Here is a 15,573-nt window from a genome sequence, read left to right as displayed (position 1 = left end):
GTCAGGCTCCTTCCGTGGTCGGCCCGTACAGCGCAAATACTTGCGCTTCGGTCAGCAGTTCATGTTCACCCTGAAAGGCGAACGCATCCGGTTTGCGGTCGATAAAGATCTCGCGCGTCATCTTGAATCCTTCAGCATCGTCAAAAATGCCGATCGGTATCTCGTAATTGCCATTGAGAGGGCCATCAGCGGTCACCCGGTACCAAAGCCCGGTGCCACATTTGCTGCACCAGGCCCGTTCCGCCCAGCCCGAGCTTTGCAGCGTCGCGATGTTATCCTCACCTTGCCAGCTCAGGTTTTTTTCGGCGATGGTAACACCCAGAAACGCTGACCCAAGCCACCGCTGGCACATCTTGCAGTGGCAGGTGCCGAATTCCTGAGGCACGTTCTGTGCCGTGAACCGGACCTCACCGCACATGCATTGACCTGCGCGTGCGCTCATGCGTTGCCCTCCGATTCAGGGGAATAGGCAGCGATCACTTCGGCTTCGGTCATCTGGCGGCGTTCACCTTCAAAAGTGTAACCTTCTGGCTTCTTGTCGATGTAAAGCTCCAGCTTGATCTCGCTGTTTGCGGCATTGTCGAACAGTCCGGCAGCCATCTGGGTCTGCCCATGCATTTCGCCCGGCAGGGTGATGCGGTACCAGAGCGCGGATCCGCATTCCTCGCAAAAGGCACGTTCCGCCCAGTCTGACGATGTGTATGTCCGAACCGGTCCCAGCGCGGCATAGCCCGGCTCGGCCGGAAAGCTGACGAATGCGCTGCTGCTCCAGCGGCGGCACATGTCGCAATGACATGCACCCAGCGCATCGCGCGCAGGGGTGGCGGTTACGGTAACCGCGCCGCACATACACTGGCCTTGCAATTCGGGCATGACATCCCTCCTGTCGCTGGGCTCATGGCTGTGTCGCCATGCTGGGTTGAAGATTATTCAGCTGCTACGGCAGCCTTGCTGTTGAACCGGTCGATAATTGCATCTGCGCAATCGCGCCCGTCACGGATCGCCCACACCACCAGAGAGGCACCGCGTACGATGTCACCGATTGCATAGACGCCGTCCATCTCGGTCTCACCGGTTTGGAACGCGGCTTTGACGGTGCCCCACCGAGTGACTGGCAGGTCGGGCTGACCGAACAACGCAGGCAGGTCTTCGGGTTCGAAACCCAGTGCCTTGATCACCAGATCGGCCTCTTCGACATAATCTGCACCTTCGATCACTTCGGGTGCCTGGCGACCCGACGCGTCGGGCTGACCCAGGCGCATCTTCTGCACCATCACACCGGACACTTTTTCATCACCGGTAAAGCCCTTGGGTGCGCTGAGCCACTCAAACACAACGCCTTCTTCCTCGGCATTCTGTGTTTCACGCTGCGAGCCAGGCATGTTGGCCTTGTCACGGCGATACAGACATTTGACCGAGGTAGCACCCTGACGGATCGAGGTCCGTACACAGTCCATCGCAGTGTCGCCACCACCGATGACAACCACTTTTTTGCCTTCGGCATTCAGGCGGCCGTTGTCGAAATCCTCAACCGCGTCACCAAAGCTTTTGCGGTTCGAAGCGGTCAGGAAGTCGATGGCTTTTTCGATTCCGGCCAGACCGCTGCCTGGCATGGTCAGATCGCGGGATTTGTATACGCCGGTTGCGATGATAACCGCGTCGTGCTTGGCGCGGATTTCTTCGAACTTCGCAGCATCCACATCGCAGTTCAACACGAACTCAACTCCGCCGTCAGCGAGCAAATCGTTCCGGCGCTGCACGATGTCTTTCTCAAGCTTGAAACCGGGGATGCCATACATCAGCAGACCGCCCGCGCGGTCATAGCGGTCATAAACCGTTACCTGAATTCCTGCACGGCGCAGCATGTCAGCTGCCGCCAGACCGCCGGGTCCTCCACCAATGATGCCGACGCTTTCAGATCGCTCGCTATTGGGAGCTGCGGGTTGAACCCAGCCCTTATCCCACGCGGTATCGGTAATGTACTTCTCGATCGTTCCGATGGTGACCGTGCCATGGCCTGACTGTTCGATCACGCAATTGCCTTCACACAAGCGGTCCTGCGGGCAGATGCGGCCGCAGATTTCGGGGAAGGTATTGGTGGCCTGGCTGGTCTGATAGGCCTCTTCCAAACGCCCGGTTGCTGTCAGATTCAGCCAATCCGGGATGTTGTTGTGCAGCGGGCAGTGCGACTGACAGTATGGCACACCACACTGGCTGCACCGGCTGGCCTGCTCAGCAGCTTTTTCAGCTGCGAACTCTGCATAGATCTCGTCAAAGTCTTCTTTGCGGTCATTAGCGGCACGCTTTTCCGGCATGACGCGGTCGATCTGCACAAATTTCAGCATCGGTTGCTTGGCCACGGGTCAGACTCCATGAATTGGCTTGGTCGGAACTCTTTACGGGATGGTATTTCAGATGAAAAGTCAATTGTACTGACCTATTTTGGAAAAAAAAGAACTCAAAACCCAAATCCGCGAAATTTATTGCAATTTTTAGTTCCGATACGGACCTATTTGTTCACTTTCTTTTCCGACACCACAGTAATACCCATTGAACGCAAACAACGCGTGATGGCAGCACGGGCAGAGCAGATGAGTCTTCTTCAGTTGATTCTAGTGGCGGTAATTCAGGGTATCACCGAATTCCTGCCGATATCATCTTCCGGGCATCTGATCCTGCTGCCTAGTCTGACGGGTATGGATGATCAGGGGTTGGCGATCGATGTGGCCGTGCATGTCGGAACGTTGGGAGCAGTGATCCTCTATTTCTGGGCTGACGTGAAACAGGCCTTGGCGGGTCTGCCACGTGCCCTGACCGGGCATGTTGATACCCCACAGTCTCGTCTGGCCTTTGGATTGATCATTGCCACCATCCCAACCGTCATCGTGGGAGCGATTCTGCATCTGACAGGCCTCAGCAGCGCAATGCGTTCTGTGGCTGTGATCGGTTGGACAATGTTGGGATTTGGTCTGTTGCTGTATTGGATGGACCAAAAAGGTGCTCAAACCAAACATGCCGCCGACTGGGGTGTTCGAGACGCTTTGATCATGGGGTTATGGCAGGTGCTGGCCCTGATCCCGGGTACATCCCGTTCAGGCATCACGATAACCGGTGCAAGACAGCTGGGGTATTCGAGAGAAGACGGTGCACGGATCGCGATGCTGATGTCGATCCCAACAATCATCGCATCCGGGGTACTGTTGTCGGTGGATGTAATCCAGCAGGCTGATGCTCAGCTTGCCAGAGATGGTGCAATCGCAGCTGTGTTCGCCTTTTTCTCGGCATTGCTGGCGCTTAGCCTGATGATGCGCCTGCTGCGCAGCATCAGCTTTACGCCATACGTGATCTACCGCGTTATTTTGGGTGTAGTGCTGCTGTTCGTTGCCTACAGCTGATCAGTCCGCAGGTTCTTAGCCGAGTTCTGAATGTCATCATACTGACCCGAGGGGCGGAATTTCCACAGGTATTCGGGCAGGATCGATTCCAGGGCCGCCGGTTCAATGCCCAAATCCGCAAAGGTCTTGGCACTATCTGACACAACATTGTCCCGGCGCAGGTTTTTAACCTGATCACGGGTCAGGATATGGTTCGGAAACAGCTGGAAGCTTACGAATTTGATGATGTCCAGAACGCCCGCCATGATCCGCGCTGCCAAGAAGGGCATACCGATAATGATCCGGCGTCGATGAATGACCTCAAGCATCTGCTGCATCAAAGCGCGGAAGCTTTTGACCTCGGGGCCGCCAAGCTCGTAAACGCCGGGTTGCGCATGACCCAGAACGCCCAGAACGGCAGCCTGCGCAACATCGTCGACATAAACCGGCTGAAAGCGCGTATCGGCACCAACCAAAGGCAGGAATGGCGACATACGTGTCATTCCGGCGAACCGGTTGAAGAACTGATCTTCGGTACCAAAAATGACCGAGGGGCGCAGAATGACGGCATCCGGCATATGCGCCAGAACGCCCGCTTCGCCATGAGCTTTGGTCCGGGAATACTCGCTGTCTGATTCTGCATCTGCCCCGATGGCAGAGATATGAACCATACGTGTGATTCCCTGCTCGGCCGCAAGGCGCGCGATCCGTTCGGCGCCCTCGGCCTGCACTGCGCTGAATTCATTTTTGCCAAGCTCATTGAGGACACCAACGCAGTTGACCACCGCATCCGCCCCATGCATCGCCATGGCAACCGAAGCGTCGTTGCGGATGTTGCATAGGATCGGCTCGACCTGGCCTACGACACCGTAGGTTTTGACAAACATCGCCTCATTGGGACGCCGTACGGCAACCCGAACACGCCAGCCTTCGCTTGCCAGTCGCCGAGTGATGTAGCGACCGACAAAACCCGATCCACCGTAAATCGTAACCATTTTGGTCATGGGCTGGCTCCTGAAACATGGCTGCGAAAATATCTAGCGCTCGAAGGCACCTCAAACAAGGCGCAATAACGCCGCGACGTTATGAAAAACGGGGGCTTAGCAGTGCAGTGTCAGGCAGTGTCGAAGACGCTGTAAAAAATCTTTCAAAAAACTATCCGAATCCTGTTGACGCTCCCGGCGACTAGGCTTAAACGCCCCCTCACGACACCTGCCCAGGTGGCGGAATTGGTAGACGCGCTAGCTTCAGGTGCTAGTGTCCGTATGGACGTGGAGGTTCGAGTCCTCTCCTGGGCACCAAATCTTCTGGAAAATATGGTTGTGAACGCTCGGGCAAAAGGCTTGGAGAATCATGCCTGATGCGTGAAGACGCATTCCAACGAGTCTGAAAGAAGAGGGACCGGAAACGATCCCTCGTCCCAAGGCTCAGTCCAGCGCCATACCTTCTGGCCAGCTAAGCTCAAGATTCAGTTTGATAATCTCGGTCTGGCCGGGTTCCATCCGAGTTTCCCAGGCCAAGATGCCGCGCTCGTCGCCGACGTTTTCCTCATTCGGGTGTGGTTCTGCAGTCCACACAATCTGCAGATCGTCCTGTTCTGAGTAAGGCATCCGGTCGATGATCCGTAAGGGCCAGGTTTGATCTGTCCGGTTGGCAATGCGAATTTCGGCCGTTTCAACCCGCTGGTTCGAGCGTGAAATTATACCGGCATCACCGCTGCTGCGGTCCAAAACAATGCTGGAAACGGATAGGCCAAAGATAGGTCCAAATCCCATTTCGACTTCTTCCCGCGGCCCGATCTTCGTGGAATCGCCGACTGCGACCAGAATGTCATCGACGAACCATTTTGCCAGTTCGGAGGGCAAAAGGTTTTGATCCAGAGGATTTGTAAAGCGGACCGTGCGGAACGCGACGTCGTCCTTCAATGGCACTGCCATTGCAAAGACTTCAGCGGGCTGACTAAATTGATCGATTGAGACCTCGGTATAATCCGATCCGGCAGAGACCGAAATTGGCGTCGGAACCGTATAGCTGACCCCTGTTCCCTCTACTGACGCGGTTTGGAGCGTATAGGCACCCATAGTTTCTTCAACGACAACAGGCGCTTCCACCGCGGGTTCTTCAAGACTGTTGTAGGTGTCGGCTATCTCGCTGATGGTTCTCAGCCTCGGATATAACCGAGATGCGGAATTCTGACTTGTCGGTGCAAGGGGCGATACATTCATCGTTATGTCATGCCAGCTTTCACCGGTGTGCTGAGAAACCAGAACGCTGCGGCTGATTTGAACCTGCGGATCGGCTCCGGTTTTCAGGTGAAACTCATAACTGGGCATCCATTCTGCCGCGTATGCATCGAGGTATGAAACTGTCAGATTGCCTGCTGTCGCGACTTCAGCGCTCACATCCACAGCCACGAACAGGTGGCCTTCGATATCAGGTATCAACGCATCACGTTTGTCTTTCGCGATTTCGAGTTCCTTGTGAAGCTGATCTAGCTTTGCTTCGATCTTGCGGGCTTCCAGTTCCGAACCGTGGGCAGTTTGTTGAGCTCGCAGGGTTTCATCGCCGATCATGCGGGCAAGATCGCGCAATTCGTCAGGTCCTGAACCTGCCAATCCTTCGTTGTGGCCGAGACTGCCTAAGAAGCCGATTGTCTGCTGCGCAGCCTCGGCAATCAGCCGGGCGGCCCGTGCCTCATCTTCAACAGCTGCAATTTGTTCCTCGACAGCTTTTACTTTGTCTTCGGCTTGTCGAAATGCTTCGTTTTCATGATCATACTTGGATACGTTGTCGACCCGCCGTATAAGGGACAACTGGCTTAGCCCATCTGCCGTTACCTGTAATGTAGTGAACTGTGTACCGGGATCACCTGCGGGTATTCCCGGCAGGATCAGGCGATGATTTCCGGCAGGAACATTGAATGTACCGGACCGGATAATCTCTGCGCCTTCGGGATATATCGTTGCTTCGGTTACCTTGGTTTCGATCGTGAAAGTTTCAGCAAAGGCCAAAGCTGGCGCAAAAGCCAGAAAGGAAATCAGAGCTTTCATAATGTCTCGCTTGAATGCGGTTTTGAGATGGCCTGAACGTTGCAGGTCACCGCCGCGATAGCAAGACAGCTCAAAAGCAAAGGGCCGCTTCCTTCGAAACGGCCCTTGTCGATTTGTGTCACTTGAAAGGCTTAGCCCTTCTTCAGAACCTCACGGCCCAACAGTTCGGCAATCTGCACTGCGTTCAGAGCAGCACCTTTGCGCAGGTTGTCCGAAACGCACCACAGGTTGATGCCATTCTCAACCGTCGAATCCTGACGGATGCGGCTGATGAACGTGGCGAAATCGCCCGCGCATTCAATTGGTGAGACGTATCCACCCGGTTCACGCTTGTCGATTACCATGATGCCCGGTGCTTCGCGCAGGATGTCGCGGGCTTCGTCTTCGTCGAGGAACTCTTCGAACTCGATGTTCACGGCCTCAGAATGGCCAACGAATACCGGAACGCGAACACAGGTTGCGGTGACCTTGATCGACGGATCGACGATCTTTTTGGTCTCGACAACCATCTTCCACTCTTCCTTGGTTGAACCGTCTTCCATGAAGACGTCGATCTGCGGAATCACGTTGAAAGCGATCTGCTTCTGGAACTTCTTCGGCTCAACTTCGGTCGTCGGGTTGTAGATGGCCTTGGTCTGATCCCAAAGCTCATCCATGCCTTCCTTACCGGCACCCGACACCGATTGATACGTCGAGACAACCACGCGCTTAATGCGTGCACGGTCATGCAGCGGCTTCAGCGCGACGACCATCTGCGCCGTCGAGCAGTTGGGGTTGGCGATGATGTTCTTGTTTTTATAGTCGTGAATCGCCTCGGGGTTACATTCCGGCACGATCAGCGGAATGTCCGGGTCATAGCGATACAGCGACGAGTTATCGATCACCACGCAGCCAGCCGCCGCCGCCTTGGGGGCGTATACCTTGGTTGCCTCGGAACCCACGGCAAACAGCGCCATGTCCCAGCCGGTAAAATCAAAAGTATCCAGGTCCTTGGTCGTGAGTGTCGTGTCGCCAAAGCTTACCTCGGTGCCCAACGAACGACGGCTTGCCAGTGCAGCAAGTTCATCGACGGGGAACTGGCGTTCAGCCAGAATGTTCAGCATTTCGCGGCCCACATTTCCTGTGGCGCCGACGACTACGACGCGATAGCCCATTTTTAGTCTCCTGAATAAAGGACGCGCGTTCATAGCCGCGTTGCAGAAAAGAAAAAAGAGCTTTCGCAGATGAATTGACCGAATGACGTCGAATTGAGGCGGTTCAGTCGTTCAGAAGGCGCTCATACAGTGCCACCAGCGTCTTTGCCTCGCTGTTGATGTCGAAATTCTGTTCGACATGGGCGCGGGCCGCGAGGCCTGACTGAGACAGGGAATCACGGTCTTCCAGCATCTCAGCCGCCGCATCCGCAAGGGCAGGGATATCATCCGGTGCAACGACGCGGCCAAGTGACGGGTGGGTGACGATTTCGGAAAACGCACCCACATCGGTTGCAACAACCGGAACGCCGCAGGCCATCGCCTCAAGCGGGGTGAGGCCGAAGCCTTCCCAGCGTTGCGGTGCAATGAACAGGTCCAGCACCTGGTACCATTCGGCGATCTGGTCGACGGTCACTTCGGGCATGAACAGGATGCGGTCGGACAAGCCAGCGGCGGCGACTTTTGCTTTCAGATCGCTCAGGAAACCGGTGTGATGCTCTGTGGCCCGCCCCATGACGATGCCAGAAACATCATCGAAACGACCACACAGCTCAATCATCGCATCGACAAATGCATCGGTGCCTTTCTGGTGGCGGATACGGCCATAGCAGCCCAGCAACAGACCGTCTGGCAGGCCAAGTTTTTGTCGCAGCGCCGCCTTGTCATCGGGTGGGGTGAAGTCCTGCAGGTTGATGCCATGCATGATCACCTGAGATTCACGTTCCAGATATCCGGCTGTTTTGCGCGACGTCGAAACAACCGCATCCATTTTGCCGATCAGCCACTTGGTATAGCCGGTATGGGCACGTTGGGAGGCGCTCGTGAACAACAGTTTGAGTTTCAGACGAAAGAGACCACGCAGGATCAGGCCCAACAACATCTCTGTATTCCGCCGCGCGTGCCAGACGCGCAATCTGCGGCGTGAGAGAAATGGCAGGCGGCCCAAGGGAATATGCGGAATATCCTCGGGCAATCCGGGACCGGTGGCGGCGATGTCGATCCATTGTACCTGCAACGGGACCAACCGTGCGATGGTCGCCGTAACGCCGGACAGCCTGCGTTTCAGATTTGGGGCAATGACGACAGGGTCTTTCACTTGGATCTCCCGACAGGTCATGTCTCAGTCCATACTGTCCCGGCTGAACAGGTAGATGACGCAACCGATGGCAACAGTGATGGCAAAAAAGCCGAATATCGCTGTGTAGGGTGCCGTTGGTCCCATGTCCACAGTTGCAGCATGGATGCGACCGGTTGCGAACTGCGCCAGTCCAACACCACCGACACCGAATAGATTCAGCAAGGTTACGCCCCGGCCAACCAGATGTGGCGGAATGAATGCGCGCCCATGCGCCATGATGACCGGGAATGCCGCACCCGAGAATCCGATCAACGCCATCAAGAGGACCGAGAGCCAGACGGAATCGCTTATCCACAGACACAACAACAGAAGGAACAGGCTGCTTATCAGGTTGCCACCCAAAATCACCCATTTTCGTGTGCCCAGCAGGCGATCCAGCGGGCCATACGCGAAGGTGCCTGCGATCATCGCGGCCCCCATGATCAGGGTTGCCTGACCCACCTGCGTGATACTCAGACCAAATATATCCAGCAGATAGGGCCCCGCCCACAGTCCGCGCAACGCTCCGGATGGGGCATAAGCCACCAACATCAGCGGCAGGATTGTCCACAGTGCCGGTTCCTTGAGCAGATCAAGCAGGGAGCCTTTGTGCTCGGTCTCTACGCGTTTGGGATCATTCACAGTGAACCAGATCCCGGCGGCAACACCGGCCGAGATGATTGCCAAGCCCGCCAGCGTCGCGCGCCACCCAACCCATTCGACGGCCAGCGCGGTTGGATAAGAGGCCACGAGGTTCCCAACCGAACCAACACCCAGCATGACAGCTGCAAGGGTCGCAAATTTAGCCGGGGGGAACTCTCGGGCAAAGATGAAATATGAGGCCATCAAAACCGGCGAACACCCGATTCCAATCAACGCCATGGCAAGGGCCACGTGAAGCGGTGTGGTGGCCACCGCGAACAATGCCGCGCCTCCAGCCCCGCCGATCATCAGCAAAATGGCAGCGGTGCGCCGCGGTCCGACCTGATCTAATGCCCAGCCCACGGGGATCTGCATAGCGGCAAAGATCAAGAACCAAAGGCCCGAGGCAAAGGCCAGATCTTCAGGTGTAGCGCCGATATCGCGCCCCAGATCAGCGGTCAGAACCGCGAGAAAAGCGCGAAAAAACTGACTGAGGACATAGGCCAGACATAAGATTACCAAGCCTGCCTGCATGTTCGTTATCCTCGCCTCAAAACCTTGAGCGGATGCTTGGCATGTCTCTGTCCCGTGCACAAGCGCGTGTGCTATGTTGCAGAGGGCGGACAACGTTCACGATTGAGCTATTTTCGCCTGAAAGCAAAGATTTGGGAGGGATGATGACAACCGCTGGCGCTGCGTTTTATGACACCGTCCCGATCTCGCATGAGTTTCTGAATCTGACAGAACCCTCCCGGTTCACTCCGGTGCCCGACAACTGGATCGTTGGTGTGGCGGATATTGTGGATTCTACCGGTGAGATTGCGCGAGGGCGCTATAAGACGGTGAACATGGTCGGGGCCGCGGTGATTTCGGCCATGATCAATGCGCTGGGCGGGCAGGTCTTTCCATATGTGTTTGGTGGTGATGGCGCGGCTTTTGCCATATCCGGGACAGATGCCAATAAAGCCCGTTCAGCTCTTTCTGCCTTGCGCAGTTGGGCCGCATCCGAGTTTTCCATCTCTCTGCGCGCTGCATTGGTTCCGGTTTCTGACATTCGCGCCTCAAATCGCGATCTTCGTGTCGCGCGCTATGCCCCGTCCAGCGGAGTGGACTATGCCATGTTCACTGGCGGTGGACTTGCCTGGGCCGAGGCACAGATGAAGGCCGGAGAGTATCTGGTACAGCCAGCGGACCCCGATGCGCAGCCTGATCTGACGGGGCTTTCGTGTCGTTGGTCTAACAGCCCTGCGCGACATGGTCAGATTGTCTCTCTGGTTATCCAGCCAACAACAAATGCCACCGAACAGGACTTTGCTGATCTGGCCCAATCGGTCCTGTCAGCGTCCGAAGCGTTGGACCGCGCTGGTCATCCGGTTCCGGCAAACGGCCCCCCGATTAACTGGCCACCCCCGGGCCTGACATTGGATGCGCATGTGTCCCGCGAGGGACGGAATTTGACTCTACAAAAGGCCAAATTGCTGATTCAGAATCTGCTGATCTGGCTTTTGTTCAAATCGGGCAAACGGCTGGGAAACTTTGAACCTGAGCACTACAAGCATATGGTCAGCCGCAATGCGGATTACCGTAAGTTTGATGACGGATTGAAAATGACGCTGGATTGCGATCAGACGACCCTGTCCCACATCACACAAACGCTGAACGACGCCCAGTCACGTGGAAAGGTCCGATTTGGATTGCACACTCAGCAAGAGGCGATGATGACCTGTTTTGTCCCCTCGGCTACACGCGACGATCATGTGCATTTCGTAGACGGGGCCTCGGGTGGGTATGCCCGTGCTGCTGCTGCAATGCGGGCATAAGGGTTCATTTCGCCTTCCACTCCTCGGCTAATGCGCGCGCACTTTGGGCCAGCAACATTACGTCGATGCCAACGGCCAGGAATTGCGCGCCCATATCCAGATAGGCCTGCGTGGCCTCTTCCTTGGTGCCCAGAATGCCGGGCGCTTTGCCGGCAGCCCTGATCCGGGCCAAAGCGTCTGAGATCACCTCTCGCACCTCAGGTGCGGCGCTGTTGCCCTGATATCCCATATCGGTGGACAAGTCCGCGGGGCCAATGAACACACCATCAATCCCGTCTACCTGCAGGATTTCATCCAATGCAGCCATACCAGCGCGGTTTTCGACCTGAACCAGCAGACAAATCTCTTGATCAGCAGTTTGGATATAGTCGCTTGCAGTTCCATACATCGTGGCACGTGATGCGGTTGCGCCAACCCCGCGAACGCCTTCGGGCGGATAGCGGCAGGCCCGCACCAGTTCCCGTGCCTGCTCGGCACTTTCGACGATAGGCACCAGTACGGTCTGAGCGCCCGCATCCAGAACCATCTTGATCATCCAGGTTTCGCCAACTGGCACCCGGACAACCGGATGCGACGGGCTGTTCGACAAAGCCAGCAACTGGTCCCGGATCGAGCGGATGTCATTCGGGGCGTGTTCACCATCGATCACCAGCCAGTCGAAACCGGCCGTTCCCATGATTTCGGCAGTGACAGATTCCGCAAAGCTCATCCAGCAGCCAATCTGTCTTTCGCCGTTGGTTAGAGCCTGTTTGAAAGTGTTCTTTGGAGCAGGCATTCGTTCACCTCTCTGGGTCAGGGGGTCAGTTCACGGGCGATTTCAGTGATTACGTCAAACGCCATTTTGACGTCGTCCTCGGTTGTTTCAAATTGACCGGCCTGAAAACGTATGACCAGATCACCGTCCACGCGCGTCTGTGTCAGATAGATGCGGCCGTCATCATTGATGGCATTCACCAGCCGCAAATTCAGATCGTCGAGGTCAGAAGCTTCAGTCGGAACATACCGAAATGTCCACAAAGACCACATCGGCGGCGTAACGATTTCAAAGTCAGGCTCAGCCGCCAGACGATCGTGCAGGTCAACCGACCAATTGACGTGATTGCGCAGCCGCTCCCTGAGCCCTTCCAAACCATAGGCGCGGATGACGAACCACAGTTTCAGCGCCCGGAACCTGCGGCCTAGTGGAACTGACCATTCTGAATAGTTGATGATGCCGTCTTTACCGTGGGTCTTCAGGTATTCAGGGCTGATCGCCAGAGTCTGCACCAGATCGTCAGGATTTTTGAGGAAATGCGCACAGCAGTCGAACTGCACACCCAACCACTTGTGCGGATTGAACACGATACTGTCGGCCTGATCGATCCCGGGCCAGTAGTGCCGATAATCCGGACAGATCATCGCGGACCCGGCCCAGGCGGCGTCGACATGGGTGTAGAGCCCGTATTTTTGCGCAATCTCCAGACAGCGATCGACCGGATCCGTCGCACCGGTTCCGGTGCCACCTACACAAAGGATTACGCCTGCGGGTTGTAAGCCGGCCTCCAAATCTGCCTGAATCGCAGTTTCCAGAGCCTCTGGATCCATACCCCGCCAGTCGCCTTTGATCGGTATGCGCACCAAATTGTCCTGGCCGATACCGGCAACCCAGATTGCACGGTCGATCGACGTATGAACCTCGGACGAACAATAAATGCGCAGTGGTTTCTGTCCGAACAGTCCCTGTTGGTTGCCCTGCCAGTTCAAGGCCTTTTCCCGCATCGTCAGAACAGCCGCCAACGTTGCCGAAGAGGCAGAGTCCTGAATCACTCCGGCGAAGCCGTCTGGCAGGTCCAGTGCCTGACGCAGCCAGTCCATCATCCGGGTTTCTATCTCGGTCGCTGCCGGAGAGGTTTGCCACAGCATGCATTGCGGTGCGATCGCGCTGGCCAAGAACTCTGCCAGAACCGATGGCGCCGAGGCATTCGAGTTGAAATAGGCGAAGAACCTTGGGTGCTGCCAGTGTGTGATGCCGGGCATCACGATCTGCTCGAAGTCCTGAAAGATGTCTTCCATCATCTCAGGATCTTCGGGCGGCGAAACGGGTAGGGCGTTCAGAATGTCACCGGGTTCTGTCCGCGCACGAACAGGCTTGTCCCCGACGGTCTGATGATAAGCCTGCGTCCAGTCCGAGACTTTTTTGCCCCAATCTGAAAATTCATCCCAGTTCATCTTAGCCCCCATTTTGTCCGGCAGCTTGCCGAACGCGCGTTGTCATAATCTGAGTGTCAGTGATGGTCATTGGATTACAATGGTCAACGCTATTTGGCAATTAATTAACACGTTAATTTAATTGTTGCAGTAAAGATCACACAAACATCGCGCAAAAAAGAGTCTAACAAGGGAAGATTTCGGAAACTTCAAATCACGTAGAACTTTTGACCTGTTGCGACAACGCAGGAATTCGGCAAAGATTTCACATGACTGATGACATTCCGCTGACATCCCGTTCGCTTCCGATTGCATTGTTAAGGGCACGTGAGAAACTCATGGGACCAATCCGCCAGATTCTGGCGGATGCAGGCGTAACCGAGCAGCAGTGGCGCGTGCTACGTGTTCTTGACGAAGAAGGACCTCAGGAACCGACCCGGATTGCCAATCGGGCCTGTTTGCTGCTGCCAAGCCTCACACGTATTTTACAGAAGCTTGAGGAAAAAGGTCTGATTGCTCGACGCCCAGATCCGCGGGATGGGCGAAGACAGATTGTCGAGATTACGCGGGAGGGGCTGCAGATAATCAAAGACAACCTGCCTGCCAGCCTTGAAGCCACCGAGAGCATTCGTTCGCGTTTTGGTGCGGACAAACACGAAAAGCTGTTGGATTTGCTGAACGAATTGCACGAACTGGACGATTGAAGCACGCGCCTGCTGGTGGATACCCGTCAAAAACGGTGACCCCGCCGGAGAAAAAGGGGGGTATCTCCGACGGGGATGGCCAGACCCGGACTGATTTATGTGCCTGGCCCGCGACCGGTTGCGCCATGTGTTATCCGACGATCCGGCCCAAGCTTCGGAGTGTTGGTTGGACTGAAAATACAATCCTGCCTGGCCAAACCGTCCAGGGGGGCGGATTGTCTGGCCGGGATCTCCGAAACGTTAACTGTCAGTTGCCGACTGTCCCAACAGCCTGCAAGAGGTGCCCTCGAGTCACTATGGTGATTTATTGGTTGCCGCACATTTTGCTCTGGCGAGGCGTGGGTGGTGACTAACGAATGATTACTTTTCACTCTCGTCCGAACAGCATTGATGCTGATCCGGTGCATTGCACTTTCAGGTTGATAACTAGGACGATCACCACATTTTCCAAGTTGCGATTTCGTGAGGGTGCAGAAATCGCTCTCACAGCCGAAAACTGCAGGAAATTTCGATAATCCGACCATGAAAGGCTCCCTCTCAGGAGTTGGATAAGATTTTCAGCCGTGAGTCGTTCGCCATAAAGGCGGATCAGACACGCACTTGGAATGACTCAGTGAGCAGCCGAGATAATTGAGCAGGTTCGTGCCGAAACAATTTTCAGTTGTTGGCAGAAAACAGCGTGTATGAATGGCAAAAGTAACGGCTTGCCCACAGGGTCTACCCTCCTAAGATGCGCCGGAACGCAATACCTGAGGACTTGTCATGTCGGATAACCTGTTTTCTCTTCCTGAACCTATTGGAATCCCTGTTCAGGGCGAGACGGGAACCTATCCGGTTGGTCGTATATTCTGTGTTGGTCGCAACTATGCGGCGCATGCCGCGGAAATGGGAAATGAAGTCGACCGCGAGGCACCGTTCTACTTTACCAAAACACCCGAAAATGCAGTTTCGACGGGTGTGAGCGTTCCGTATCCGCCAGGAACCGAAAACTATCATCACGAGATGGAACTGGCTCTTGCGATCGGAAAACCTGTATTTCGGGCCACGTCGGCCGAAGCGTGGGATGCGGTTTACGCCTATGGATGCGCATTGGATATGACCCGTCGTGACTTGCAGATACGAGAGCGCAACAAGCAGAGACCATGGGATTTGGGTAAGGATGTCGAGAATGGAGCGGTATTTGCACCGCTGACCAAGGCAACGGACTGGGCACCTGATAGTCACAAGCGCATTCACCTGAGTGTAAACGGGGAAATCAGACAAGATGCGACGCTGGACGAACTGATCTGGAAAATCGATGAAATTGTCAGCCACCTGTCCGGGTTCTATCACCTACGCCCCGGAGATTTGATCCTGACCGGAACACCCGCCGGCGTTGGTCCGGTTGTCGCTGGGGACAAGATTACCGGCGGTATCGATGGGCTGGCGCCGATTGAGCTGGAGCTGACAGCAGCAGAATAGATACTAAACAAGGGAAATCTTATTG

The 15,573-nt window shown here is 55.6% G+C and carries 14 protein-coding genes and 1 tRNA gene; 5 read left to right on the top strand and 10 right to left on the bottom strand.

Annotated elements, in window-relative coordinates; genetic code table 11:
* Position 1: 1 nt before the first annotated feature.
* From ACR0IO_RS21585 to ACR0IO_RS21575, 3 genes are read right to left on the bottom strand one after another with little or no spacing between them, the layout of a single operon-like run.
* Entirely contained in the window at positions 2 to 442 is a 441-nt protein-coding gene (locus tag ACR0IO_RS21585; protein WP_209015967.1) for a GFA family protein, read from the bottom strand.
* Positions 439 to 873 (bottom strand): GFA family protein, encoded by a 435-nt coding sequence (locus ACR0IO_RS21580; protein WP_480744669.1) that lies wholly within the window; start codon positions 871 to 873, stop codon positions 439 to 441. Before ACR0IO_RS21580 ends, ACR0IO_RS21585 begins: the two co-directional genes overlap by 4 nt.
* 53 nt (positions 874 to 926) lie before the next feature.
* Positions 927 to 2,360: an NAD(P)-dependent oxidoreductase gene (locus ACR0IO_RS21575; protein ID WP_480744666.1), complete on the bottom strand. Its 1,434-nt coding sequence runs from the start codon at positions 2,358 to 2,360 to the stop codon at positions 927 to 929.
* A 231-nt stretch (positions 2,361 to 2,591) separates the two neighbouring features.
* Here ACR0IO_RS21575 and ACR0IO_RS21570 point away from each other — a divergent pair, with 231 nt between their 5' ends.
* Positions 2,592 to 3,395 (top strand): undecaprenyl-diphosphate phosphatase, encoded by an 804-nt coding sequence (locus ACR0IO_RS21570; protein ID WP_480744715.1) that lies wholly within the window; start codon positions 2,592 to 2,594, stop codon positions 3,393 to 3,395.
* Here ACR0IO_RS21570 and ACR0IO_RS21565 read toward each other — a convergent pair.
* Positions 3,386 to 4,378, bottom strand: a complete 993-nt coding sequence (locus ACR0IO_RS21565) for a complex I NDUFA9 subunit family protein (protein ID WP_480744664.1) — start codon at positions 4,376 to 4,378, stop codon at positions 3,386 to 3,388. The two genes, ACR0IO_RS21570 and ACR0IO_RS21565, sit on opposite strands and share 10 nt — an antisense overlap.
* A gap of 210 nt (positions 4,379 to 4,588) precedes the next feature.
* Between ACR0IO_RS21565 and ACR0IO_RS21560 the strand changes: the two genes are divergently transcribed.
* Positions 4,589 to 4,675, top strand: a tRNA-Leu gene (locus ACR0IO_RS21560).
* Between the two features lie 126 nt (positions 4,676 to 4,801).
* Here ACR0IO_RS21560 and ACR0IO_RS21555 read toward each other — a convergent pair.
* From ACR0IO_RS21555 to ACR0IO_RS21540, 4 genes are all read right to left on the bottom strand, one after another.
* The gene (locus tag ACR0IO_RS21555) at positions 4,802 to 6,424 is read right to left on the bottom strand and encodes a DUF4139 domain-containing protein (RefSeq protein WP_480744662.1); all 1,623 of its coding nucleotides are present in this window, start codon (positions 6,422 to 6,424) and stop codon (positions 4,802 to 4,804) included.
* 131 nt (positions 6,425 to 6,555) lie between these two features.
* Complete coding sequence (locus ACR0IO_RS21550; protein WP_155143096.1) at positions 6,556 to 7,578, bottom strand: aspartate-semialdehyde dehydrogenase; 1,023 nt, start codon at positions 7,576 to 7,578, stop codon at positions 6,556 to 6,558.
* Between the two features lie 103 nt (positions 7,579 to 7,681).
* Positions 7,682 to 8,734 (bottom strand): glycosyltransferase family 4 protein, encoded by a 1,053-nt coding sequence (locus tag ACR0IO_RS21545; protein ID WP_480744660.1) that lies wholly within the window; start codon positions 8,732 to 8,734, stop codon positions 7,682 to 7,684.
* Positions 8,735 to 8,737: 3 nt separating this feature from the next.
* Complete coding sequence (locus tag ACR0IO_RS21540; RefSeq protein WP_170335899.1) at positions 8,738 to 9,910, bottom strand: MFS transporter; 1,173 nt, start codon at positions 9,908 to 9,910, stop codon at positions 8,738 to 8,740.
* 143 nt (positions 9,911 to 10,053) lie between these two features.
* Between ACR0IO_RS21540 and ACR0IO_RS21535 the strand changes: the two genes are divergently transcribed.
* Positions 10,054 to 11,196 (top strand): DUF3095 domain-containing protein, encoded by a 1,143-nt coding sequence (locus ACR0IO_RS21535; RefSeq protein WP_480744657.1) that lies wholly within the window; start codon positions 10,054 to 10,056, stop codon positions 11,194 to 11,196.
* 4 nt (positions 11,197 to 11,200) lie between these two features.
* Here the strand turns inward: ACR0IO_RS21535 and ACR0IO_RS21530 are convergent, their stop codons facing one another.
* Together ACR0IO_RS21530 and ACR0IO_RS21525 are read right to left on the bottom strand one after the other, a co-directional pair.
* A complete protein-coding gene (locus tag ACR0IO_RS21530) occupies positions 11,201 to 11,971 on the bottom strand; it encodes an HpcH/HpaI aldolase family protein (protein ID WP_480744655.1) in 771 nt (256 codons plus the stop codon).
* A gap of 17 nt (positions 11,972 to 11,988) precedes the next feature.
* The gene (locus ACR0IO_RS21525) at positions 11,989 to 13,404 is read right to left on the bottom strand and encodes a pyridoxal phosphate-dependent decarboxylase family protein (protein WP_480744652.1); all 1,416 of its coding nucleotides are present in this window, start codon (positions 13,402 to 13,404) and stop codon (positions 11,989 to 11,991) included.
* Between the two features lie 248 nt (positions 13,405 to 13,652).
* On the opposite strand from ACR0IO_RS21525, the gene hpaR reads away from it, so the two are divergent.
* A complete protein-coding gene (gene hpaR, locus ACR0IO_RS21520) occupies positions 13,653 to 14,087 on the top strand; it encodes a homoprotocatechuate degradation operon regulator HpaR (protein WP_480744650.1) in 435 nt (144 codons plus the stop codon).
* Positions 14,088 to 14,849: 762 nt separating this feature from the next.
* On the top strand, positions 14,850 to 15,548 hold the full coding sequence (locus ACR0IO_RS21515) for a fumarylacetoacetate hydrolase family protein (RefSeq protein ID WP_480744646.1): 699 nt from the start codon (positions 14,850 to 14,852) through the stop codon (positions 15,546 to 15,548).
* Positions 15,549 to 15,573 lie beyond the last annotated feature (25 nt).

The organism is Ruegeria sp. CE12 (assembly GCF_056537525.1).
This window is presented reverse-complemented; position numbering and strand designations above follow the sequence as displayed.

Excerpts from the sequence above, each read along its gene's own strand:
- ACR0IO_RS21585 (WP_209015967.1), bottom strand. The coding sequence starts at position 442 with ATGAGCGCACGCGCAGGTCAATGCATGTGCGGTGAGGTCCGGTTCACG.
- ACR0IO_RS21580 (WP_480744669.1), bottom strand. The coding sequence starts at position 873 with ATGCCCGAATTGCAAGGCCAGTGTATGTGCGGCGCGGTTACCGTAACC.
- ACR0IO_RS21570 (WP_480744715.1), top strand. The coding sequence starts at position 2,592 with ATGAGTCTTCTTCAGTTGATTCTAGTGGCGGTAATTCAGGGTATCACC.
- ACR0IO_RS21565 (WP_480744664.1), bottom strand. The coding sequence starts at position 4,378 with ATGACCAAAATGGTTACGATTTACGGTGGATCGGGTTTTGTCGGTCGC.
- ACR0IO_RS21555 (WP_480744662.1), bottom strand. The coding sequence starts at position 6,424 with ATGAAAGCTCTGATTTCCTTTCTGGCTTTTGCGCCAGCTTTGGCCTTT.
- ACR0IO_RS21550 (WP_155143096.1), bottom strand. The coding sequence starts at position 7,578 with ATGGGCTATCGCGTCGTAGTCGTCGGCGCCACAGGAAATGTGGGCCGC.
- ACR0IO_RS21545 (WP_480744660.1), bottom strand. The coding sequence starts at position 8,734 with ATGACCTGTCGGGAGATCCAAGTGAAAGACCCTGTCGTCATTGCCCCA.
- ACR0IO_RS21540 (WP_170335899.1), bottom strand. The coding sequence starts at position 9,910 with ATGCAGGCAGGCTTGGTAATCTTATGTCTGGCCTATGTCCTCAGTCAG.
- ACR0IO_RS21535 (WP_480744657.1), top strand. The coding sequence starts at position 10,054 with ATGACAACCGCTGGCGCTGCGTTTTATGACACCGTCCCGATCTCGCAT.
- ACR0IO_RS21530 (WP_480744655.1), bottom strand. The coding sequence starts at position 11,971 with ATGCCTGCTCCAAAGAACACTTTCAAACAGGCTCTAACCAACGGCGAA.
- ACR0IO_RS21525 (WP_480744652.1), bottom strand. The coding sequence starts at position 13,404 with ATGAACTGGGATGAATTTTCAGATTGGGGCAAAAAAGTCTCGGACTGG.
- hpaR (WP_480744650.1), top strand. The coding sequence starts at position 13,653 with ATGACTGATGACATTCCGCTGACATCCCGTTCGCTTCCGATTGCATTG.
- ACR0IO_RS21515 (WP_480744646.1), top strand. The coding sequence starts at position 14,850 with ATGTCGGATAACCTGTTTTCTCTTCCTGAACCTATTGGAATCCCTGTT.